Here is a 24,287-nt window from a genome sequence, read left to right as displayed (position 1 = left end):
TCTACTGTAAGTTGTTTATTTGTCGCATCGTGCGCAAGTACAACTGCAATTTTTGTGTTTTTATTTTCATGAAGACTTTTATCTAGATAATTTACGAAACCGTCAACTGTTGTAGGTCTAACAGATTTTTTCTCTGCATCGCCAACGAGGCAGTTCCAGTCTATCCAATTAATGCCCTTTGATTCTAGAAGTGCATTACTTGCATCGGTGTTACTCCAAGACATTTCGCCGCCAGGGTATCTAAATACATTTGAGTGAAAATCATCTCCAAGAATATTTTTTAGCCTTGCATTAGTTTTTTGAATTTCTTCATAAACTCTTTCGGGGTTGACAACTCTACCTGGATATAAATATTCATAGTCATGACTAAAGGAGTGAGTTGCAATAGCATTTCCATTTCTTAGAATTTCACGAACTCGTTCTTCCGTTTTTTCTCCAATTGATTTTCCAACTAAAAAGAAAGTTGCACGAACATCTTCTTTTTTTAGAATGTCTAAAACTTGAGGAGTAATAGTATTATTTGGTCCATCGTCAAAAGTTAGGAATACAATTTTTTTGTCGCCATCATAATTATTTTTCTTAATGTATGTGCGTATTTCCTTTGCATCGTAGGCATACTTATCAACTTTTTTCAAGTGATTAGATCCCTTTACTATAAATTCATCTTCCATTCGAAGTAAAGGATCAAGGGCCACATTAGATATATATTCAGGGTCGTAATAGTATTTTTTAGGTCTATCCTTGTTAATTTCATTTGCGTAGTACCACATAAGTGCTGGGTAAACTTCATCTTTTGGTTTTTTTATTGCAGAAAATATCTTAGAAAATACAAAAATTATAAGTATTATAAAGATTGAAATTGAAATTATTTGTCTTTTTCTCTTTCTTCTTCTAGCTCTTTGTCTTCTTTGTTTTTGTCTTACATCGTAATTTGATTGGGTCATAAAAAACCTCCCACTGATAATATACATCAGTGGAAGGTAACTTGCAATTACAAAAGAGTTACAATTAATTTATTGAATTGTATATAATGTACAAAATTTCTTCGAGACTTAGTTCTTTATCAGGGTTAATTTCATCGCCGATATAACCATAGCCCTTTGCAATTATATAGTAATTTTCATATTCTTTTAGTGATTTTTGATTTTTAAATAAATTATCTTTAAAAATTCCTTTGGCTTTTGTGAAGTCCTGTAAGCCATTGTCTATTATTAAAAATTTAATTACATCTTTTTCAGTGATTTTTTTATTCTTAACTTTACTCATATCAATACCATATCTGTTGTCGTCATAATATTCCAAGCCATAATTTTTGTGAATTAATTCAATAAATTCTTTATAAGTAATTTTGTCAGATAATTTTTTGCCAATTGTTCCATATCCCATATCTTTTAAATAATTTATAGCTTCTTTATTTTTGGCACTATTAAAATCATCATAGGAAATTTGATCTTTAAAGTTAACTATATTTCCAGACTTATCTCTCAAAATTTTATCTTCGCCAATTATTGGAAGGATATTTTGTAATTTTCCATAGAAAAGCTTAGGTCCAGATTCAGTCATTTCATATTTAAGCCCAAAGTTTTTGGAGTTCAAATAAATTTTATTTGCTTCATCCTTTGTTAAATTTATATCCCTTGCTTTGCTAAAATCTATATTGGAAAAATCTTTTTCATAAAGCACAACATTTTTTTCATCATCAACTGCAATAAACACACCTTCGTCTAAAACTGGAATAGAATTTACATACCTTGGAATAAAAATATTTGTGCAGTAATCGAACTTTGTTAAATCAATTTTTTCTAAATTAAGTTCTGTCTTGTCGCCATAATTTTCTAAGAAGTTGAGTGCAATTTTTTTGGCTTCTTCATCAGGAACTTTTGTCTTTACATCTTTTTTATCTGTATAAATATTTAGGCTAACTAAATTTAATGTTTTTGCGTTTAATGTTATTTCTCCATAGTTTTTGCCCTTTTCGAGAGTTATTTTGTAATAATAATTGTCCTTATCTGAGGAAAGAGCTATATTTGTAATTTCGTAGGATTTGCCGACAATTTCTGCAGCTTTTTTCTTTGCTTCGGATTTTTTCTTTAAATTTCTTTGTGCGTCAATTTTTTTTACTTCGACTCCAATTAAACCTATTGTGTCCTTTGCTTCTTCAGTCTTTGCAAAAGAAATATCATTACTTTTAAAATTATTTTTAAAGACTTTGCCCGTTGTTGCGTCAATATCAAGGACATTTGATGAATATACTTTTTCTACACTTTTTCTGTCGCTGCTTACTTTGTAGTAAAGAGAAAGTGGAGATTTTTCTAAAAATATTTTTTGTGCATCTTCAAGGCTAATTTTTGCTTGGTCTTTAAAGTCCTTGTCTTGTAAAAAGGAGTTTATATAGGAATTATCTCCCATCAAGTTTATACTAACTATTTTGCCAAGGTTAGATGAAAAATTTACATTAATAAAATCATCAAAAACAGGGATATCTCTAACAACTCTTCTATAATTAAGCTCAATGTCCTTACTGTTAGGATTGATTTCGTAATCAGATAAAATATATTTTTTGTTAAAGTCCTTTATTGTCTTAGTGAGAATTTCTTGTGTAGCTTTTTGGACATCTTCTTTAGAATAGTTTTTACCTATACTTTCATTTTTTTCATCAGCTAAAGACCATTTGTAAAAGGAAATAAACTCGCCGTCACTATTATACATTACATTTGCTTCGCCTAATTTTTCGTCAGACCATCTGTAAGATATAAGAAATTTATTTTTTATTAATTTGTTTAAAAAGTCGCTTTCAATATCACTAGGCATAGGTTCCTTTACAATTGTAAAGCTTTCGTAAGCTCCTGTTATGTTAAATATGTTTTTGATTTCTTCAACTTTTTTCTTTTCAGCATTTGTCATTTTAACTGATATGGCTTCGTCAGTGTCATTAGTTATGGGATTTTTACTAGCGCTTACGTGACAAGTACCTATTAGTAAAAGTAGAGAAATGCTAATTATTAATTTTTTATTCATAATTACCTCCTTATTAAATCACTAAAGTATTTATGTAAAAAAAGAAGAGGCACTGCCTCTCCCTTAGTTTAAAAATTAAACGTCTACTTCTTCTTTACTATCATTATTAAGTGCAGCTACAAGAATATTAGGATCTATACCGTGAACCATTGCAGCTTCTTCAAGAGATTCCATTTGAGAAGATGGACACATAATACAACCCATTCCAAAGCTCATTAAAGTTCCAATTGATTCAGGCTTTTTTGAAAGAATTTCTCCAATTAACATTTCTTTTTTAATTTCCAAAGTTAACACCTCCTAAATCATTATACCCAAAACTATTTATAATTAAAAGATGAGTATTCAACAAAATTATCACTTATATTTGTTCCGAGACTAATTTTAAATTCTTTTGTAGGATCAAATCCATTTGACGTCAAAGTTTTTGCTACTTCAAATTTATCTTCATATGGGAAAATTTCAGATTTTTTGTCTTGAGTTATTCTTATAAAAGGTTTATATGTGAATTTTCCATTGAACTTTGTTGATAAAGGAATTATTTCTACTATATTTTCAGAGTTTACATATTGGACACTGCCACTGATTTGTCCAGAATCCTTAGTTGCAAGTATATTATTATTAATATTCTTTAAAAAATTATTAATGTCTAAAATAGGGTTTTTTAGTATATTAAGATCTTTTTCTTCATAACTTGTAGCATATTCTACTATTTTTATATCCACTTGATTTTTTACAAGAGACTTTGGCTCGATTGCCTTGGAATCAATTATAACGCTATTAGTTTTTTCGTCAAAATTTACGTCAAATCCAATAGTTTGACCTAATTCTCTTAGTTTAAAATAATTGTATCCGTCAATAGTATATACACTAAAGGAATGTCTTACATCATTAACATATACATTGTGTTTGGAAACTTTAACCTCACTGTCGCTATCCTTTAGTGGAGTTAAATCGCCATCAACTTTTTTATAGTCAGATTTGCTATTTATTATTACAGCAGACCTTCCTTCGTCATAACTTACATTGAATTCAGCGTCTTTACCATCTAAAAGTGCAGCAACATCTCTAAGCTTAAAATAATTATTGCCCTCAATATTGTAACCCTTTATACCAGTATCCTTACCATCGAGAACAATACTTTGGCTAGAAACTTTAGCGCCAGCAAATACATTTACACTTGAAAATAAAATAAGAGATGTGACAATTGTACCTATAAATTTTTTCATAATATTACCTCCCATCTCTATTGTATTTGAAAAGATGACACTCGACAAGAGAAAAAATTTAACCTATAATTTATATAGGTGATGAAATGGAAAACTTATTAATGGGACTTAATATTGTATCCCCTGTCTTTTTTGTATTGCTTCTTGGATACTTCGCAAAAAAGAGAGGATACATAGATAATAATTTTGTGGACAAGGGAACATGGATAGTTTTTTATTTAGCTCTGCCCTTTAAATTATTTTATGATATAAAGAGTGCGAAGATTGAATCTTTACATCCAAAATATGTGGCATATATATTGTTGGGAGTAATTTTTATAATTTTTGTTTCTATTGTTATTGCAAAGTCTTTAAGAATTAAGGACAAGAAAAAGTTATCTGCTTTTGTGCATTGCGCTTATAGGTCTAACTTTGTTTATGTTGGCTTTCCAATTTTAGATATAATATATAATGGCGCACCTTCAATGGAGCATATGATAGTTATAATTTCCTTTGGACTTACTCTTTATAATATTTCTGCAATAATTCTTCTAACTTATTATAGCGAAGCTGAAGATAAGAGAATTTCATTTATAGACATTGCAATGAAAATTATAAAAAATCCGATGATTGTCAGCATAATTATTGGAGCAATTTTTAATTTTTTACATATTCCAGTTTATCAAGGAGTGGACAAGGCAATAGAAATGGTGTCAAAGATTTCTACACCAATGTCTCTTATATTAATTGGCGCAAGTTTAAACTTTGAAAGTTCAAAGAGTGATTTTAAGTTAATGTTTATTTCTGCATTTATTAAGACGGTTCTTGCACCAGCAATATTAATTCCAATTGGTGTAAAACTTGGTTTTACAAATATGGAACTTGGAATAGCCTTTGTCTTTTGGGCAACGCCATGCGCAGCAAATTGTTTCATATTCACAAAGCAGATGAATTCTGATTATGAATTTGCATCAAAAATAATAACTTTTAGTTTTATAATGAGCATAATTACTTATCCAGTGGGAATATCCCTTATGAATTATTTTAATCTATTGCACTAGATAAATATTAATGCTATAATCTTCTTACAACTAAGAATAATACCTTATTGAGAGTGGTGGAGTGAATGGGCACTTTGAAACCCGGCAACCTAGTTGGTGCTAAATCCCACAGATTTTTATCTGAAAGATGAGGTTTAATGATCCTCACTTTTGCGTGAGGATTTTTTTATGAATGTATTTTTAATTTTCAAAATTATAAACTTTAAATAAAATTCATACATTAAATCAAAGGTATTTAAAATGGAGGAATTAAAAATGAAAAAATGGCAATTTAGTTCAGAATCCGTTACAGAAGGACATCCGGACAAAGTTTGCGACCAAATATCTGATGCTATACTAGATAAAATTTTAGCAGAGGATAAAAATGCGAGAGTGGCTTGCGAAACTATGGCATCCACTGGAATGATAGTAATTACAGGAGAAATTTCAACAGATACTTATGTAGATTTTGAAAAGACAGCAAGAGAAGTATTAGAGGATATTGGATACAATAGAGCTAAATATGGTTTTGACGGAAGAACTTGTGCAGTCTTATCTGCAATAAAAGAGCAATCTTCTGACATTGCCATGGGCGTTGACAGATTTAAAGAAGAAGGAGTTGACGAGCTTGATTCTTTTGGAGCAGGAGATCAAGGAATTATGTTTGGTTTCGCTTGCAACGAAACAAAAGAATTAATGCCACTTCCAATTTCCCTTGCACATAAACTTGCAAGAAGACTTACTGAAGTTAGAAAAAATGAAACACTCGATTATTTAAGACCTGATGGCAAGACTCAAGTAACTGTTGAATACGAAGAAGATAAACCAGTTAGACTTAAAAATGTTGTAGTATCTTCACAACATGCACCAGATGTTCCAATGGAAAAGATTAGAGAAGATATTATTAGAGAAGTTGTAGAAAAAGTTGTGCCTGAAGAATTTATAGATGACGATACAGAATTTTTTATAAATCCAACGGGAAGATTTGTAATTGGTGGACCAATGGCAGATGCAGGACTTACTGGCAGAAAAATTATTGTAGACACTTATGGAGGCTTTGGAAGACATGGAGGAGGAGCTTTCTCAGGAAAAGATCCAACAAAGGTAGATAGATCTGGCGCATATTACGCAAGATATATTGCAAAAAATTTAGTGGCAGCAGGACTTGCAGACAAAGTTGAAATTGGACTTGCCTATGCAATTGGAATTGCAAGACCAACTTCTGTATATGTAGAAACTTTTGGCACTGGAAAATTATCCGATGAAGAAATTGAAAAAATCATAATGGAAAATTTCGACATGAGACCAGCTGCAATCATAGGTGAACTTGATTTATTAAGGCCAATTTATAGACAAACGGCATCCTATGGACATTTTGGTAGGCCTGATTTAGATCTTCCCTGGGAAAAAACTGATAGAGCAGAAGAATTAAAAAAATATTTAAAATAAAATCGGATTAAAATTTAAAAATTCGGGAAAATATAAGTGTCGAGAAAAAAATACTAACTTAGTATGTTATAATATTTAAGAAGTTAAATTTTATAGTCGAGAAGGGATTATTATGAAGAAAAATTTTAAATATTTTAGAGCAAATCCTTGTGGAAATATTACAGGATTTGTAGTCGCACCAGTGTATCCTGGATATAGAAAAGCATACACAAAGTGCATCATTGAACAAATAGATAAAGACGTTGAACAAGTTGGTTTTATATCTCCAGCTTACGAAGGTGCACCACTTAGGATGGACATGATGGGTGGAGAATTTTGTGCCAATGCAACTAGAGCCTATGGACTTTATTCTGCAGGATTTTACGATGTCGATGGACTTGTTGACATTGAAGTATATGTAAGTGGTCATGAAGGAACTACTGATGTAATTGCAGATGTAAAAAATCAAAAGGCTTATGTAGCAATGGAAGCACCCCTTGATAAAAAAATCATCGAAATTAATGGAAAAGAATACCCATTAATAGAACTTAAGGGCATTAGTCATTTAATTGTTGAAGAAAAAGAAGATAAAAAATTTGTAGATGATGCTTTAAAAGTTTTAAAAGAAAAATACAAAGCAGAAGCATATGGAATATTATTTTTTGACAAAGAAAATCTCCAAGTTATTCCCTATGTATTTGTAGAAGGATCAGACACTTTAGTTAGAGAAGGTTCTTGTGGTTCAGGCACTATTGCAGTAGTAAATTATCTCGTAGATGATATAAATTCTCTTGATGAAGATTACAAGATTTCAATAAAAAACCCAGCAGGAGAACTTGAAGTTTTTGTTTACGAATTTGAAGATGGCAAAAAGCTATGTGTAGGTGGAGAAGTTGAACTTTCAGAAGTGGAAAATAAATCAATTGATATTCCACAGGAAGTTGCAGCACAAGTTATTGCAGAACACGATAAACTTGTTGAAGAAAGAAAAAAACAAATGGCTAAAGAAGAAAAAGAAGAACCAGTTGACGAAAACGACTTAACTGATGAAGAACTTGAAATCATGAGAAAAAAATTTGGATTTAGTTAATTTGAAATTTTAGACTCTATGTCAAATATTTAAGAGGTTTGAGAAATCGAACCTCTTTTTTTTTATGAAATAATTTTTGTTGCCATTTTTTCAAATAAAAGATTTTTTTACTTTCAGCTGATATAATGTTAAGGGTGATAAAAATGATAAATGTAGTTGGACTAGGTTCCACATCTGCTAAGGATCTCACTCTCGAAGCAGTAAAAATTATGAAAAATGGGAATAAAAATTTTCTTAGGACAGATAGACATAATTCTCTTTCTTTTTTTAAAGAAAATAAAATAGATTATACATCCTTTGACTATCTTTACGACGAGATGGATAGTTTTGACAAAGTTTATTCTAAAGTAGTTGAGATTTTAATCCAAGAATCTAAAAATAAAGATATAAATTATTTTGTACCAGGCACACCCCTTGTCGCAGAAAAAACAGTGAAGATGTTAATAGAAAAAGAGATTGACATAAATATAATAAATGGAATTTCCTTTATAGAACCAGTGCTTGCAGCAGTGGGAAGAGATGCAGTGGATGGGCTCTTGTTTTTGGACTCAGATGCCAATAAATTTGACTTTGACACTAGAAGAGATACTATTATAACTCAAGTTTACAACAAAAGAATTGCATCGGATTTATCCTTAGAACTTCAAGAAATTTATGATGAAGAAGATTTAGCTTATGTTATTACAAATGCAGGCATCGATGATGAAATTGTAAGAGAAATAAAAATCTATGAACTTCCAAGACTTGACGATTATAATCATCAATCTTGCGTCTACATTCCAAGAAGCGAGGGCAAAAATCTTAATATTATTTTAAATAAAATGTCTTCTATTATAAATAAAGAAGATTTATACTTAAATGAAGATAATTTTAAAAATATAAAAAATGAAATTATAAAAAATTCCAACTCAATTTCCATGGATTATGAAAATGAGGAAAATATTTTAGCTTTGTCGCTTTTATTAATTTTGTTAAAGAACAATGAAGGTCTAATTGATTTACGACAAATTTATAATAAAATCTATAAAAGATTGGATAAAATAGCGATTTTTTTAAAATAAATGTAGAAAATAAAGTCAATATGAGTTATAATTGTAACAGTCTTAGGTTTGCGTGCCATTTTTGAGTGCGTGATGTTTTTTTGAAACATTGCAATTCTAAGAAAAGATTAAAGAAAATCTTCAAGGAGGATATAAAATGAACAAATCAGAATTAGTAGCAAATATTGCCGAAAAATCAGGTCTTACTAAAAAAGACGCTGAACAAGCTTTAAACGGATTTATTTCTTCAGTTCAAGAAGCTCTTGCTAAGGGAGAAAAAGTTCAATTAGTTGGATTTGGAACTTTCGAAGTTAGACAAAGAAAAGCTAGAGAAGGAAGAAACCCTAGAAATCCAGAAGAAGTTATTAAGATTCCTGCATCTAAAGCACCAGTTTTCAGATCAGGTAAAGCTCTTAAAGAATCTGTTAATAAGTAATAAAAAGAAGGACTTATGCTTCTTTAAACTAGGTGATAAAATAGCATAAGAACTATTTTTAGTACAGAATAGTGTAAGAAGGTTTTAATTCCTATCTTGCACTATTTTTTTATAATGAAGAATTAGAAAGACGATAACTTTTTAGGACTTAAGTATATGTAATTAAAAGTTCAGTTATTTTTCCTAATATATTAGATTAAGAGGTTTGGAAAAATGCTTGCGTCACGATATAAAGTCAAGGATTACAAAGTTAACTATACAGTAAAGGGAAATAAGTGAATAAAAGAAAAGAGTTATTAATATAATTAATGGGCATTTCATTAATAACTAACTATTAGTTTAATGATAAAATAGATTATAAAAAAAGGAATTTTATCCAGTATGACAGTTAGAAAAAGTTTTATTTATTTAGTAATTGTTATTAGAGTTTTTATAAGTTTTGTCACTCTGGTTTTGCACAAGAAAAACATAAGAAAGATTTATTACAAAAAGTATAGAATTTAGAGTTTGAAGATAATGATGGGAAAGGAAAATTATGAATATGGTTTAAAGAGAAATCTTAGACCATATATTTTTATACTCAAATTTCTTCTTAGTATTGAAATTTTCTAGTTTTTTTGATATATTCATATGTGGAGTATAATATGAGATTAGATAAATTTTTAAAAAACTCAAGACTTATTAAAAGAAGAACTATTGCTAAAGAGGCTTGTGAAAAAGGTCTTGTTAAAATTAATGACAAAGTTGCAAAACCATCAGATAATGTAAATGTAGATGACATTTTGACTTTAAAACTCGGCGAAAGAGAAGTAAGCGTAAGGGTCAAGGACATAACTGATGTAAATAGCAAAAAGGACGCAGAAACTCTTTATGAGAGAATTGATTAAGAATTTAAAACTTAAATTGGAGAGATTTTATGAAGACTAATAGAAAAAAATTTCCAGTGGCTCTTGCCATTATTATTTTATTTTCTGTTTTATATGGGTCTGTGAAAATTGGAAAATCAATTTCCATAAGAAATCAAAAACTTGAGATAATTTCTGAAAATAAAAAAGAAATTTCCAATTTAAAACTTGAAATAGATAATTTAAATTCAGAACTTGAAAATTCTTCTTCTACTGATTTTGTTGAAAAGGTGGCAAGGGAAGAATTGGGCATGGTTAAACCTAGAGAGGTTATCTATGTTGACAAGAATAAAGAAAAAGCTTTTGACAAAGATAAGGTTTCAAATAATGAAAAAGTATCTAATAATAATGAAAAAATTAAATAATATAGGAGGAAATTATGGATTTATCGCCAGGTGATATTGTTGAAGGTGTTGTAAGTAAAGTTACTAAGTTTGGTGCTTTCGTTGATTTAAAGGAAGGCAAAAGTGGTCTAGTACATATTTCAGAGATTGCAGATACTTTTGTTAAAAACATTAATGATCACATTAAAGAGGGCGACGAAGTTAAAGTAAAGGTTCTAAGTATTGACGAAAAGGGGAAAATTGCTCTTTCAATAAAGGATGCAGTCGAAAAAAAGGAAGAACCTAAAGAAGAAAAAGTTGATTCAAGATTTGAAGATATTCTGAGCAAATTCCTAAAGGAAAGCAATACAAAACTTGATGAAGCAAGAGCTAGATATAATCAAAAGACTAAGAAGAGGAATTCTAGAAATTAGCAAGTGGTTGACTATCTTTTGATAGTTCTACCACTTTTTTATTATGGATAAATTATTTTATGAAAATTTAAAAAAATTAAATATTATTAAAAAAGGCGACAAGTTAACTCTAGCAGTTTCTGGTGGAGCAGATTCAATGTATCTTTTCTATAATTTTATGGACATAAAAGATGATTTCGACCTAGATATTATAGTATGCCATTTAAATCATGGAATTCGTGAGACTGCAAAACGAGATGAGGATTTTGTAAAAAATATTTGTGAAAGTTATAAGATAAAATGTATTACAAAAACTGTTAATATGGATGAATATGCAAGAAAAAATAAACTTTCTTCTGAAGAAGCTGGAAGGATTTTAAGGTACAATTTTTTTAGAGAAAATTCTAAGAACAGAAAAATATTAACTGCACACAATGCAAATGATAGAGCAGAAACTGTTTTATTTAATATTATTAGAGGAACGGGGATTTCTGGATTAGTAGGAATTTCTGAAGTTAAGGACGATATTTTCAGACCTCTCATAGAAATAAAAAGAAGGGAAATTGAAGATTATCTACATAAAAATAATTTAGCTTATGTAGATGATGAGACTAATTTTGAAGAAATTTATACGAGAAATAAAATTCGCCTAAGTTTAATTCCCTATTTAAGTAAACTAAATCCAAATATAATTGATTCTCTTTTAAGGCTTTCTGAAAATGCCAGCGATGCAGATGATTTTATTAGGGAAATTGTTGAAGAAAATTATAAAAAATCTGTTAAGGAGAACTATTTTGCAGTAGACGAAATAATAAAGCTTCACAAATTTTTGTCTTGTGAAATAATAAAAAAATACTTAGCAGAAAATTTTTACGCGGAAAATATTTTAAACAGAGATAATATTTTAAGTATTTACAATTTATTTTTTGGGAAAAGTGGAAAAGTTATTCAACTTGGAGGCAATATTTCTGCAAGAAGATCCTATGACAAAGTTTTTATTGAAAGGGAAAAAACTGAGAGAGAAAAAAGAGATGTTGAGTTAAATTTGGGTATTAATAAAACTGATTTTGGTGAAATATTTATTTCAACAGATGAAATAAATTCTAAAACTCCTTCCTTTATAAAAACCATAGACTGTGATAAAATTAAAGGAAAGCTTTATATTAGAACAAGGCAGAGTGGCGACAGATTTAAGCCTCTTGGCATGAAGAATAATAAAAAGCTAAAGGATTATTTTATTGATAGAAAAGTTGACAGATTAAAAAGAGATAAAATTGGAATTATTTGCGATGAAGAAAAAATCATCTATATTATTGGCATGGATATTTCTGAAGATGTAAAAATAGATGAAAATACTTTAAATAAACTCATTTTGGAGGTTAGAAATGTCAGATATTAAAGAAGTTATTTTTTCGGAAGAAGAAATTCAAAATAAAGTTAAAGAACTTGGCGAAAAAATTACTGAAGATTACAAGGATAAGGATTTATTTTTGCTTGGAATATTAAAGGGAGCAGTTCCCTTTATGGCAGATATTATGAGAAAAATAAATTTAGATCTTGAATATGATTTTATGGACGTATCAAGTTATCAAGGCACTAGGTCAATGGGTGAAGTTAGAATTTTAAAGGATATTTCTACTTCAATCGTTGGAAAAGATATTTTAATAGTTGAAGACATTATTGATACGGGCATTACTCTTTCATATCTTACAAAGGTTTTGAAATCTAGGGGAGCAAATTCCATTGAAATTGTAACTATGCTTTCTAAACCAAGTAGAAGAAAAATTGATTTGCCTGTTAAATACAATGGCTTTGAAATAGAAGACTATTTTGTAATAGGATATGGCATGGATTATGACGAAAAATACAGAGCTCTTCCTTTTATTGGTATATTAGACGAGTCTGTATATTTAAAATAACGAGGAGTGATATTATTGAATAAAAAATTTGGGGGAGCAGGATTTTATATTTTACTAATAGTTGTATTAGTGCTTACAATAAAATTTTTTAGTCCACCAGCAAACGCAGTTGAAGAAAAAAGTTTCACTGAATTTATTACGGAACTTGACAAGGGAAATGTTAAAAGTGTAACTCTCCAAAATGGCGTAGATTCCGTTGCTAGCGTAAAATTAAAAAGTGATGAAATCTTTAGAACTGTAATACCACAAGAGGCATCAGACACTTTCTATAAAGATTATTTAAAGGAAAAAAGTGATGCAGGAGAGATAAATGTATTATCTACTCCAACTAAGCAAACATCTTTTTTAGTTGAATGGATTCCAACTCTATTGATGTTTGGACTTCTAATTTTCTTCTGGTATAGAATGATGCAACAAGCTGGCGGTGGCGGAGGAAAAATGAATTCCTTTGGAAAGAGCAAGGCTAAGTTAATTAACAAGGAAGATGCAAAAAATTTAGTTAAATTTAAAGATGTTGCAGGACTTGAAGAAGAGAAGGAAGAACTTGGCGAAATAGTTGACTTTCTAAAAAATCCTAAGAAATTTATAAACATGGGTGCAAGAATACCTAAGGGAGTCCTTTTAGTAGGGCCTCCAGGAACTGGTAAGACTTATCTTTCTAAAGCAGTTGCAGGTGAAGCCGGAGTTCCCTTCTTTATCATGAGTGGTTCTGACTTTGTAGAAATGTTTGTAGGTGTTGGTGCATCAAGAGTAAGAGATTTATTTGAAAATGCAAAGAAAAACGCACCTTGTATAATTTTTATTGACGAAATTGACGCAGTTGGCAGAAGAAGAGGTGCAGGCCTTGGCGGTGGACACGATGAAAGAGAACAAACTCTTAACCAACTTCTAGTTGAAATGGATGGTTTTGGAACTAATGAAGGCGTAATAGTAATGGCTGCAACTAATAGAGCAGATATATTAGACCCAGCAATACTAAGACCAGGTAGATTTGATAGGACAGTATATGTAGGGAAGCCTGATGTGCGTGCAAGAAAGGCAATTCTTGAAATACACGCAAGGGGTAAGAAGCTTGCAAGTGATGTTGAGCTTGAAGTAATTGCAAAAAGGACTCCAGGATTTACACCGGCAGATCTTGAAAACTTGATGAATGAATCGGCTTTGCTTGCTGCAAGACGTGGAGAAAGTGAAATTTCAATGGAAGATGTTGACGAAGCATCTATAAAGGTTCAAGCAGGACCTGCAAAAAAATCCCGCGTAGTTTCTGAAAAGGAAAGAAAGCTTACAGCGGTTCATGAGTCAGGACATGCAATTGTGTCAAGACTTCTTCCAGAAGAAGACCCTGTGCACATGATTACAATTATTCCAAGGGGAATGGCTGGAGGATTTACTGCTTATCTTCCTGAAGACGATATTTCTTTCATGACAAAGAAGAAAATGGAAGCATCCATAGTTTCACTTCTTGGAGGAAGAGTTGCAGAGTCATTAGTTTTAGACGATATTTCTACTGGAGCATCAAATGACATTGAAAGAGCTACAAAAATTGCTCGTGCTATGGTTACTCAATATGGAATGAGTGATAGACTTGGCACAATAAACTACGATTCATCTGAAAATGAAGTTTTCATTGGTCGTGATCTTGGCAGATCAAAGGATTATTCTGAAAGAACTGCTGCTGAAATCGATGAAGAAGTTTCGAGAATTATTAACGAAGCTTATTCAAGGTGTAAAGAACTTTTAAGCGACAACTTAGACAAAGTAATTGCACTTTCCGATGCACTTTTGGAAAAAGAAACAATTTATTCAAAGGACTTTGAAAAGATTTTTAATGGTGAAAAATTAGAAGAAGAATCTCTTGATATTGACGATTCAATAAAAATCACCGACCTTTCTGAAGAAGCTCGTGAGATAATAAGCAAAAAAGAAGGGGAAAAGAAAACTTCAGAAGATGATAAATCAAGTGAAGATAATATTTAAAAACTAAACCCAATAGAGTGAGCCTCTGTAAAAAGAGGCTTTTTTAAATTTTATATTTGGGAGGAATATGGAAACTTTAATACTTTTTAAAAATTTAATAGTATTTTTAATTATTATTATGATTGCTTTTTTTGTTAGAAAGTCTCATAAAGTTAGCAACAAATTGCAAAAAGATATGTCCTATTTATTAATAAATGTTACAACGCCATGTATCATTGTTACATCAATGGCAGTGGAATTTACAGAGGACAAATTTATTCAAGCACGGGATACTTTTTTAATTGCAAATGTAATTTTCATTTTTTCTTACTTTTTAATCTATTTCATAATGAAATTTTACAAAGTAGAAGAACCAAATAAGTCGCAGATGATGGTTGGAGGAATTTTTACAAATTTAGGATTTTTAGGATTTCCACTAATACTCGCTATGTTTGGTAAGGATGGACTATATATAGCATCTATTGTAAATATGGTGTCAAATTATTTTACTTATACAATTGGGATTGGACTTATTAAGAAAAATTCTACAAGAGAAGGAAAACTTAGATTTCGTGATTTTTTCAATAACGCTAACATTGCTACAATAATTGGATTAATTATTTTATTTTCAGGATTTAAAATCCCAGATTTTATTTATAGCGTACTTGAAATTGTCGGCAATGGAACAGGTTTATTTTCCATGATTATTATTGGTTTAATGCTTGGAGAAATGGATATAAAAGATATTTTTGTAGAAAAGAGAGCCTATGCTATGAGCTTTTATAGGCTTATCTTATTACCAGTAATATTAATAGCATTATTCTGTGTAGTACCTATAAAAATAGATCCCTTTGTTGAAAAAATAATTATAATTTTATTTTCAATGCCAGTTGCATCTATAACGGGAATTTTTTCTGTACAATACGATGTAGATCCTGCTTTTGGAACAAAACTCGTAATGCAGTCAACTGTTCTATGTGTAATTACACTTCCTATAATTTTATACTTGTATAACTTCTTATAAAAATTTTAAGAAATTATTTTTAAAAACAATCAACATCATATTTTAGTCATAAAAAAGCTCCAAAGTTTAGTTAATTAAACCTTGGAGTTTTTGCTTTTAATTACAAATTTTATTCTTCATTTTTATCTATAATTATTGATTTTGAACTAGATTTTTTTCCATTATTATTCTCATTTTCATTTGATGATTTCTTTTTATTGTTATTATTTTCGTCATTATCATCTTTTTTACTTTCGCTTTGTTTTTCTTGAGAAGCTCTATACCAGCCAATTTTATTTGTGTAATGTGGCTTAGTTCCATCGACGAAAAGTTCTCGCCTTCCATTTACATATTTTGTATAAATTCCATCTGGTTCTTCAAATTCCTTTTTATCCAAGTCTTCGTGAACAGATCTCATAATTTGTTTCCAAAGATAAGCTGCTTGAGTTGAACCAAAGGATAGTTTTTGATTTTTGTCGTTGCCAATCCAAACAGAGCAAGTGTAGTAAGGAGTGTAACCAACAAACCATACATCTTTCTTGTCGTTAGTTGTACCAGTCTTACCAGCCACATCTTGTCCTGCAAAGGAAGCATTGCGACCCGTTCCTCTTCTTACAACATCTCTAAGTAAATCTGTCAAAATATACGCATTTTGAGGTGTTGTAATTTCTTCTTCCTTAGGGTCAGATTGGTAAATAACTTTACCAGTATTTGATTCGATTTTTGAAACTACATAAGGATTTGCATATTTTCCTTCATTGGCAAGTGTTGTAAAAGCTCCTGCCATTTCAAAGGGACTTATGCCATAGCTCATTCCACCTAGAGTTAATGGAGAATAATCCATGTCATTCCACGTTGGGTTGTCCTTCTTTTCTACAATTGTGCTTACGCCAATGGATTTTAGAGTGTCTGCCATTTTATTAATTGATTCTTCATCATTGTAAACTTTTGAGTAAGTTGAATTTTTATTTGCCTTTGCATCTTTATCTGCAGAAATATCTCTGGCAACTTGAAATGCACCGACATTTGAAGATTGACGAAGTAGATCCCTTATTGTTGTCCAACCTTGATAATAATTTCCTGCATTTCTAGGAGAATAACCAAATATTTTTTCTGGCATTTTAGAATCGAGGTAAACATCGCCTGCAGTTGCTCCATTGTTAAAAGCAGTTAAGTATACTGAAATTGGTTTAATAGAAGATCCAGGTTGTCTAGGAACTAGAGCTCTATTTAATAATCTTCCACCACTTACATTTCTACCGCCTACAAGAGCTTTAACTTCATGAGTTTTTTGATCTATTATAACTGATGCAACTTGTGGCTGAATTACTCCATTTTTGTCAGTGAATCCGCCGTAATAATATTTTGGATTTGAAACTACTTGTTCCAATGTTCTTTGCATATCAATGTCCATTGGAGTGTAAATTTTTAATCCACCATTAAACAATTTGCTTGTGGCTTCCTCCTTTGTATAGCCTGAGTTCATTAAAATTTTAATTGTATTTTTTTGAACGACATCTGTGTAGAAAGAGGAAATCCCACTTTCTTTACGAGAGCCTATGTTGATGTCTATTTTTTCATTTAAGGCATTTTCATATTCTTCATTAGTAATGAGATTTTGGTCATGCATTCTCTTTAAAACTAATTTTTGTCTTTCTTGAGAAGTCTTGTTGAAGACAGCCTTCACTGGAACCATTAAATCATTTTGAATTTGAATAAGATCAAAATTATCTATTTGTCCAAGTTCATTTAAACTTTTTGCAATTTCAATAATTTTGTCAGAATTAGGTTTTGAATTTTCGTTTTTTGGAAGTAAAACTATTTCGATATTTCCAAGGTCATCATCTGGACTAATTTCTTGAGTATTGTAAGGCGTATACTTTTCTGGTAAGTTTGTAACACCTGCCAAAAGTGCACATTCAGCAAGGTCAAGTTCAGATACATTTTTATTAAAAAAAGTTTTAGCAGCAGCTTGTACTCCAACAGTTCCTTTAGAAAAACCTGCAGAGTTTAAGTAAGCTTCAAGTATTTGCTCTTTAGTAAGTTTTTCTTCTATCTGGTAGGAATAATAGACGTCTGTAATTTTTCTCACTACGCTCTTAGAAAAAGAAGTGTACAAATTTTTTGCAAGCTGCATAGTAATAGTTGATGCACCCTGGTCAAAGGATCTAGTCTTTAAATCGTGGACAAGAGCACCAACAACTCTTTTATAGTCAACTCCACTGTGTTCGAAAAATCTTTCGTCTTCTATTGCCACAATGGCATTTACTAAATTTTTTGGTATATCCTCGTAGGGAACAAACTCACTAAACTCATCAGATACTAATGTTTCAATTAGTTTTCCGTCATTTGTATAGATCCTTGAAGTCTCAGAAAGTTGCGATCTGTACTCTGATGGGTCTATTACAGGAGCTTTTTTAAAAATACCAAGGACAATAGCTGTAACCATTGAACCTAAAATAATTATTGCAGCAACAACTATTAATATTAGTATTTTTAGTACGCTAGAAAGTTTAATCATTCCACGAGGTTTATTGTTTTTGGAATCTTTCATAATAACCTCCTACCTTGATATTATAACAGAATTTTTTATATATAACTATAATTAGAAATGAAAAAATCCCGCACGGAGCGAGACTTTTCTATTAATTATTCTATTATTTATAAACTAATTAAATTTTAAAACTAATTATTTATTACTTTTAAAATTCTTGGCGCAATAATTGCAGCCACAACTGCCTTTGCCATATCAGGTATAATAAAAGGGATCATCCCTATGGAAAATACCTTAGCGACATCCATTGAGTTGCCCATTACATTATTTAATATTAGATACATATAGGGAAGACCTATTACATAGAAAATTACTTCAGCTAAAATTAATACAATCATAATTTTTCCAAAGTTTTTTTCGCCGTGAGCAAATTTAGATATAAATGCAGCACCTATAATAAAGGCAATTAAAAATCCAAAGCTTGGTTTTAAAAAGGATTCAAAACCTCCAGTAAAACCTGCGAATATTGGAATACCAATTAACCCAAGTAGAACATATATAAAAACTGTAAGTCCTGCATAAAAGGGCGTAAGTAAAAGTCCTGTCATAAATACAAAAAAGTTTTGTAGAGTAAAGGGAACTGGTCCAATTGGAATAGAAATAAATGCTCCCACAGCAATGAGTGCAACTAAAAGTGCAATTTTTGTTATGTCCTTTGTTTTAATCTTCATTATTAACCTCCAATTGATATAATACACAATGTTTACTAAATTGTCAATAAGGTTGACACAAATGCTTGTTAAATATTAAGAATGGTTGAGCGAATATAAATTTTTTGGGTAAATAATTAGTTGAAAGTGGATATTATAAAATATATAATAAAAACAATTTGTTATATGGGGTGTAAAAAATGTTATTAGTAATAGATGTAGGAAATACTTCAATAACTTGGGGAGTTTATAAGGGAGATGAACTTGTAAATGATTTTAGAACTTCAACTGTGAAGACTAGAACATCAGACGAGTACGGTTTAATTTTTATAAACACATTAACTCATGCCAATATTGATCCTCAAGATATAGAAAATGTAATTATTTCATCAGTTGTGCCAAACCTTATGCACACACTTCCTTCAATGGTGAAAAAATATTTTAATAAAAACCCAATGATTGTAAGCTCTGAATTAGATTTGGGAATTAATATTAAATATGATAATCCAAAGGAAGTTGGTGCCGATAGAATTGTAAATGCTGTGGGAGCATTAGAAATTTATGGTAAAAAATCAATAATCGTAGATATTGGAACTGCAATGACTTTTTGTGTAGTTGATGAAGAAAAGAATTATCTCGGCGGACTCATTATGCCTGGCATAGGAATTTCTGCTGAAGCACTGTTTATGATGACTTCAAAACTTCCAAAGATAGAAATTATCGCACCAGACAAGGTCATCCAAGCAAATACAGTTGGAGCTATGCAATCAGGTTTATATTATGGTTATAAAGAAATGATCGATGGAATTGTTGCTAAACTGTTAAAAGAATTAAATTGGAAAGAGGAAGACACCAATATAATTTCCACTGGTGGTTTTTCAACAATGCTTACAAGTGATTCAAAGTATAATTTTATAATCAATAAATTCTTAACTCTTGAAGGACTAAAAATTATATTTGAGAAAAATAGTAAATAGATTGAGAGTGATTTTTTGTTAAAAATTTTAGCACCAATGGCTGGTTACACTGACATTGCATTTAGAGAAATTGCAACGGAAAAGGGTGCAGATATAACTGTAACAGAAATGGTTTCAGCCATGGCACTTGTTTATGAAAATAAAAAGACAATTGACCTTTTGAAAATTTCACCAAAAGAGAAAAAAGTTTCTGTTCAAATTTTTGGCAGCGATCCAAAAATTATGGGCGAGGCAGCGTGTATTTTAAATGATTTTAACTTTTCCTATGTTGATATAAATATGGGCTGCCCTGCTCCCAAAATTGTAAAAAACAAATCGGGTTCTTACCTTTTAAGCGATCCATCCTTAGCTTATGATATTGTAAAATCTGTTGTAGAAAACTCAAAAAAGTCTGTCTCTGTAAAAGTAAGGAAGGGAATAAATGGAATTTCTTCCATGAAAGCTATAAAAAACATTGAAGCTGCAGGGGCTTCTTTTGTAACAGTTCACGGCAGAACAAGAGAAGAATACTACACTGGAAAAGCTGACTGGGATTTTATAAAAGAAGTAAAGAAAAATGTCAAAATTCCTGTTGTTGGAAATGGCGACATTGAAACGCCAGAAGATGCAATAGAAAAGATTAAGTATTCTGGAGTGGATGGAATTGCAATTGGTCGCGGAGCAGTTGGAAATCCCTACATCTTTAATCAAATTGAAGAGCTTTTAAAAACAGGCTTTTATAAAGTTCCCACAGATAAAGAAAAACTTCTCTTAACGATTGATGAATTAGAGCGAAAAATAAAATATAGGGGAGAAAAACTTGGCATCCTTGAAATGAGAAAGGTTTATTCAAATTATTTTAAGGGAATGAAGGGCTCAAAGGAAATAAGAAATAAATTAAATACTCTAAAGGACAAGGATGAGATAATAGAAGTTATAAGAAATTATATGAATTTTTGATGATTTTTATTGTAACAGATGATGCTGCATTTATTTTTTGAATTTACAGATAATATAGTATATAGTAGAAAAATATCAATATAATATTAAGTTTTTGAAAAAGAATTTTTATAAGATGTGAATAAAAATTTTGTTTGGTTTTTAAAATTTAATCGAAGTTATTAAATATTTTTTTCGAACACTTTAAATTCTTGACATTTAGAGAACTTTCTACTATAATAGCTTAGATTAAAAGGTTTTTATTAAAGGGCGTATGACGCCTTATTTTTTATATATTGAGGAGAGAGAATTTTGGCAAAGGATATATTTTTCACACCGGAAGGTTTAGAAAAAATCGAAAATGAAATTGAGTATTTAAAAACAGTTAGAAGAAAGGAAGTTTCTGAAAGAATTAAAGTAGCGCTAGGATATGGCGATCTTTCAGAAAACTCTGAATACGACGAAGCAAAAAACGAACAAGCACAAGTTGAAGAAAGAATTGCAAAACTTGAAATGATGGTTCGCAATGCAAAAATTATAGATGAAAAAGATTTAAATACAGAAGTTGTTAACATTGGTTCTAGCGTAAAAGTTAGAGAAGTTGACACAAGGGAAGAAGACGAATATACAATTGTTGGTTCAGCAGAAGCAGATCCTCTTGAAGGAAAAATTTCAAACGAGTCACCAGTTGGTTCAAAATTACTTGGCAATCGTGTTGGCGATGTAGTTGAAGTTGAAGTTCCAGACGGAATTATTAGATACGAAATTTGCGGAATAACTATTTAGGAGGCAATTTGTGAAAAAAACAGAGGATGCAAATCTAAATGAAATGCTTTTGTTAAAGAGGCAAAAACTTGACGAGTTAAAAAGTGAAGGTAAAGATCCCTTTGTAAACGAAACTTATGACATAACTGCTCATTCAAAGGACATTAAAGAAGAGTTTAATGAAGATGAAGAGAGAGAAGTATCCATTGCTGGTCGTGTAATGAGCAAAAGACGACATGGCAAAATTTGCTTCTTAGATGTTAGAGATTCAGTGGGAACTATCCAAGTATTTGCAAGAAAAGATGTCCTTGAGGATAAATATGAGGAAGTTAAAGGATTAGACATTGGAGATATAGTTGGAGTAAAGGGAGTTGTATTTAAGACAGAAGCTGGTGAAATTACCGTTCGTGCAACTGATCTAACTTTACTTTCAAAGTCGCTCCAAATTCTTCCAGAAAAATTCCACGGACTAAAGGATCCAGACCTAAGATATAGACAAAGATATGTAGATTTAATTGTAAATCCTGAAGTAAAAGATGTATTTATCAAGAGAAATAAAATCATCAAAAAAATTAGAGAATTTTTAGACAATAGGGGATTTTTAGAAGTCGAAACTCCAATACTTGGAACTGTGGCAGGTGGAGCAAATGCTAGACCTTTCTACACTCATCACAATACTCTTGACATAGATATGCAACTTAGAATTGCCAATGAATTATTCTTAAAGAGATTAATAGTAGGTGGATTTGAAAAAGTTTATGAAATGGGCAAGATGTTTAGAAATGAAGGAATGGACCCAAAGCACAATCCTGAATTTACAAATATCGAACTTTATCAAGCCTATGTTGATTACGAAGAGATGATGAGAATAACTGAAAATTTATTTGAATTCGTTGCAACAGAAGTTCTCGGCACAGATAAAATAAATTATCAAGGTACAGAAATTTCTTTAAAAGCACCTTGGAAGAGAATAACAATGATCGATGCAGTTAAAAAATATGCTGATGTAGATTTTAATGAAATTGATACAGATGAAAAAGCTAGAGAAATCGCTAGAGAAAAGGGACTTGAGATATCAGATCACGACACTTGGGGCAAAGTTCTTTCTGAAATGTTTGAAGAATTCTGTGAAGAACACCTTGTTGAACCAACATTTGTAATTGGTCACCCAGTAGAAGTTTCTCCACTTGCAAAGAGAAATCCAAAGGATCCAAGACTTACACAAAGGTTTGAAGCTTTTATTAACACTTGGGAATTTGCAAATGCCTTTTCTGAACTTAATGATCCAATTGATCAAAGAGAAAGATTTGAAGCACAAGTTGCAGAAAAAGAAGCAGGAGACGATGAAGCACATCCAATGGATTCAGATTTCATCAATGCAATTGAAGTAGGTCTTCCACCAACAGGAGGACTTGGAATTGGCGTTGACAGAATGGTAGTGCTTTTGACAGACCAACCAAGCATAAGAGATGTTCTTTTATTCCCTACAATGAAACCAATAGGAAAAGAAGTTGCAGAAATAAACGCAAATAAAGCAGCAGATGAAAAATCACAAATAAAACTTGATCTTTCAAAAGTAAAAGTAGAACCACTTTTTGAAGATTTTGTAGACTTTGACACCTTCTCAAAGTCTGATTTTAGGGCTGTAAAAGTTAAAGAATGCGTCGAAGTTCCAAAATCAAAAAAACTATTAAAGTTTACACTTGATGACGGAACTGAAAAGGAAAGAACAATACTATCAGGGATTAAAAATTTCTATTCAGCAGAAGAATTAGTAGGAAAAACATTATTGGCAATTACAAATCTTCCTCCAAGAAAAATGATGGGCGAAGAATCTTGTGGTATGTTATTATCAACAATATGTGATTATGATGGAGAAGAACTACTAAACCTAGTGATGTTAGACGACAATATCCCAGCAGGTGCAAAATTATATTAATAAAGGAAAAGGAACTGAGTTAAAGCTCTCAGTTTCTTTTTTGTGCCAAAGATTTCATTGATTTTTAAAATGTTTTAAAAGATTTAATATTTTAACTAATAAAACAATCTTAATAACATGTAAAACAGTATAGGGAATTAGACTCGTAAGAATTCGTACACTTTCAGAATATTTTTCCATAAAATCACATCTCCTTAAACAGCTCTTTTAACCTATTTAATATTAAAATTAAAAGAATTATTTCAATAATATTAAAAAGATAATGAGGCTGAATTAATGTAAGAAATTTTATTATTTGCATTTTCATAAATATCACTCTTCCGTAAATTAATAACTTAGTTGCAAACAAATTTCAATTAGCACTTGAAAATTCACATACACGACAAAATAAAATTATGTAATATTTGTTAATTATCAAAGTTATTTTTATGCAAGCATTCTCCCAAAGTAAACATAAAAGACATTTAATAATTTATCTATTTATCAAAGTATAGTACAAAAAAAATAAAAGTCAAGTATTTTACATTCTATTAATAATACATTTATGAAATTATACTTCACGATAAATTTAAATATTAAACTATTCTACAAATATAAACTCTTTTAATTTATGGTATAATTTAATTGATAATTTTAATGAAAAATCGAAAATAAGAGGTGTAATGTGAAAAAGACTATTAGAGATTTTGATTTTAACGATAAAACTGC

The 24,287-nt window shown here is 30.5% G+C and carries 22 protein-coding genes and 1 riboswitch; of the genes, 16 read left to right on the top strand and 6 right to left on the bottom strand.

The window, feature by feature from the left end; genetic code table 11:
- From MR285_RS02140 to MR285_RS02125, 4 genes are all read right to left on the bottom strand, one after another.
- A partial coding sequence (locus MR285_RS02140; protein WP_293557557.1) for a polysaccharide deacetylase family protein occupies window positions 1-944 on the bottom strand: 944 nt, incomplete at its 3' end.
- 64 nt (window positions 945-1,008) lie between these two features.
- Window positions 1,009-3,018 carry a YcdB/YcdC domain-containing protein gene (locus tag MR285_RS02135; RefSeq protein WP_293557555.1) on the bottom strand — a complete coding sequence of 670 codons (2,010 nt, stop codon included), beginning with the start codon at window positions 3,016-3,018 and terminating at the stop codon, window positions 1,009-1,011.
- Between the two features lie 75 nt (window positions 3,019-3,093).
- Window positions 3,094-3,303 (bottom strand): DUF1858 domain-containing protein, encoded by a 210-nt coding sequence (locus MR285_RS02130; protein ID WP_293557553.1) that lies wholly within the window; start codon window positions 3,301-3,303, stop codon window positions 3,094-3,096.
- Between the two features lie 32 nt (window positions 3,304-3,335).
- Window positions 3,336-4,244, bottom strand: coding sequence for a hypothetical protein (locus MR285_RS02125; RefSeq protein ID WP_293557551.1), 909 nt, complete (start codon window positions 4,242-4,244; stop codon window positions 3,336-3,338).
- Window positions 4,245-4,330: 86 nt separating this feature from the next.
- On the opposite strand from MR285_RS02125, the gene MR285_RS02120 reads away from it, so the two are divergent.
- From MR285_RS02120 to MR285_RS02065, 12 genes are all read left to right on the top strand, one after another.
- Entirely contained in the window at window positions 4,331-5,284 is a 954-nt protein-coding gene (locus MR285_RS02120; RefSeq protein ID WP_293557549.1) for an AEC family transporter, read from the top strand.
- 41 nt (window positions 5,285-5,325) lie between these two features.
- A riboswitch (SAM riboswitch) is annotated at window positions 5,326-5,418 on the top strand.
- Between the two features lie 121 nt (window positions 5,419-5,539).
- Complete coding sequence (gene metK / locus MR285_RS02115; protein ID WP_293557547.1) at window positions 5,540-6,712, top strand: methionine adenosyltransferase; 1,173 nt, start codon at window positions 5,540-5,542, stop codon at window positions 6,710-6,712.
- Window positions 6,713-6,824: 112 nt separating this feature from the next.
- The gene (locus MR285_RS02110) at window positions 6,825-7,781 is read left to right on the top strand and encodes a hypothetical protein (protein ID WP_293557545.1); all 957 of its coding nucleotides are present in this window, start codon (window positions 6,825-6,827) and stop codon (window positions 7,779-7,781) included.
- A gap of 143 nt (window positions 7,782-7,924) precedes the next feature.
- Window positions 7,925-8,842, top strand: coding sequence for an SAM-dependent methyltransferase (locus tag MR285_RS02105; protein WP_293557543.1), 918 nt, complete (start codon window positions 7,925-7,927; stop codon window positions 8,840-8,842).
- A gap of 136 nt (window positions 8,843-8,978) precedes the next feature.
- Window positions 8,979-9,257 (top strand): HU family DNA-binding protein, encoded by a 279-nt coding sequence (locus MR285_RS02100; RefSeq protein WP_293557541.1) that lies wholly within the window; start codon window positions 8,979-8,981, stop codon window positions 9,255-9,257.
- A 644-nt stretch (window positions 9,258-9,901) separates the two neighbouring features.
- Window positions 9,902-10,144, top strand: coding sequence for an RNA-binding S4 domain-containing protein (locus MR285_RS02095; protein ID WP_293557539.1), 243 nt, complete (start codon window positions 9,902-9,904; stop codon window positions 10,142-10,144).
- 29 nt (window positions 10,145-10,173) lie between these two features.
- On the top strand, window positions 10,174-10,527 hold the full coding sequence (locus MR285_RS02090; RefSeq protein WP_293557538.1) for a septum formation initiator family protein: 354 nt from the start codon (window positions 10,174-10,176) through the stop codon (window positions 10,525-10,527).
- Between the two features lie 14 nt (window positions 10,528-10,541).
- Window positions 10,542-10,919, top strand: a complete 378-nt coding sequence (locus MR285_RS02085) for a S1 RNA-binding domain-containing protein (protein WP_293557536.1) — start codon at window positions 10,542-10,544, stop codon at window positions 10,917-10,919.
- A gap of 43 nt (window positions 10,920-10,962) precedes the next feature.
- Entirely contained in the window at window positions 10,963-12,297 is a 1,335-nt protein-coding gene (gene tilS, locus MR285_RS02080; RefSeq protein ID WP_293557534.1) for a tRNA lysidine(34) synthetase TilS, read from the top strand.
- Window positions 12,284-12,817, top strand: coding sequence for a hypoxanthine phosphoribosyltransferase (gene hpt / locus MR285_RS02075; protein WP_293557532.1), 534 nt, complete (start codon window positions 12,284-12,286; stop codon window positions 12,815-12,817). The genes tilS and hpt overlap by 14 nt, the downstream gene beginning before the upstream one ends.
- A gap of 15 nt (window positions 12,818-12,832) precedes the next feature.
- The gene (gene ftsH, locus MR285_RS02070; protein ID WP_293557530.1) at window positions 12,833-14,794 is read left to right on the top strand and encodes an ATP-dependent zinc metalloprotease FtsH; all 1,962 of its coding nucleotides are present in this window, start codon (window positions 12,833-12,835) and stop codon (window positions 14,792-14,794) included.
- Window positions 14,795-14,861: 67 nt separating this feature from the next.
- Window positions 14,862-15,797: an AEC family transporter gene (locus MR285_RS02065; protein ID WP_293557528.1), complete on the top strand. Its 936-nt coding sequence runs from the start codon at window positions 14,862-14,864 to the stop codon at window positions 15,795-15,797.
- A 109-nt stretch (window positions 15,798-15,906) separates the two neighbouring features.
- Here MR285_RS02065 and MR285_RS02060 read toward each other — a convergent pair whose 3' ends face one another.
- Window positions 15,907-18,330, bottom strand: coding sequence for a transglycosylase domain-containing protein (locus tag MR285_RS02060; RefSeq protein WP_293557526.1), 2,424 nt, complete (start codon window positions 18,328-18,330; stop codon window positions 15,907-15,909).
- A gap of 131 nt (window positions 18,331-18,461) precedes the next feature.
- Complete coding sequence (locus MR285_RS02055) at window positions 18,462-19,001, bottom strand: biotin transporter BioY (protein ID WP_293557524.1); 540 nt, start codon at window positions 18,999-19,001, stop codon at window positions 18,462-18,464.
- Between the two features lie 179 nt (window positions 19,002-19,180).
- On the opposite strand from MR285_RS02055, the gene MR285_RS02050 reads away from it, so the two are divergent.
- From MR285_RS02050 to lysS, 4 genes are all read left to right on the top strand, one after another.
- The gene (locus MR285_RS02050) at window positions 19,181-19,957 is read left to right on the top strand and encodes a type III pantothenate kinase (RefSeq protein WP_293557522.1); all 777 of its coding nucleotides are present in this window, start codon (window positions 19,181-19,183) and stop codon (window positions 19,955-19,957) included.
- A 15-nt stretch (window positions 19,958-19,972) separates the two neighbouring features.
- On the top strand, window positions 19,973-20,896 hold the full coding sequence (gene dusB / locus MR285_RS02045; RefSeq protein ID WP_293557520.1) for a tRNA dihydrouridine synthase DusB: 924 nt from the start codon (window positions 19,973-19,975) through the stop codon (window positions 20,894-20,896).
- 291 nt (window positions 20,897-21,187) lie between these two features.
- Window positions 21,188-21,661, top strand: coding sequence for a transcription elongation factor GreA (gene greA, locus MR285_RS02040; protein WP_293557518.1), 474 nt, complete (start codon window positions 21,188-21,190; stop codon window positions 21,659-21,661).
- A gap of 43 nt (window positions 21,662-21,704) precedes the next feature.
- Window positions 21,705-23,579, top strand: a complete 1,875-nt coding sequence (lysS, locus tag MR285_RS02035; protein WP_293557559.1) for a lysine--tRNA ligase — start codon at window positions 21,705-21,707, stop codon at window positions 23,577-23,579.
- Window positions 23,580-24,287: the final 708 nt, after the last annotated feature.

Source organism: Peptoniphilus sp., assembly GCF_022767005.1.
Taxonomy (GTDB): domain Bacteria; phylum Bacillota; class Clostridia; order Tissierellales; family Peptoniphilaceae; genus Peptoniphilus_A.
Note: the sequence above shows the minus strand (reverse complement) of the source record. Positions and strands in the feature narration are given on the sequence as shown.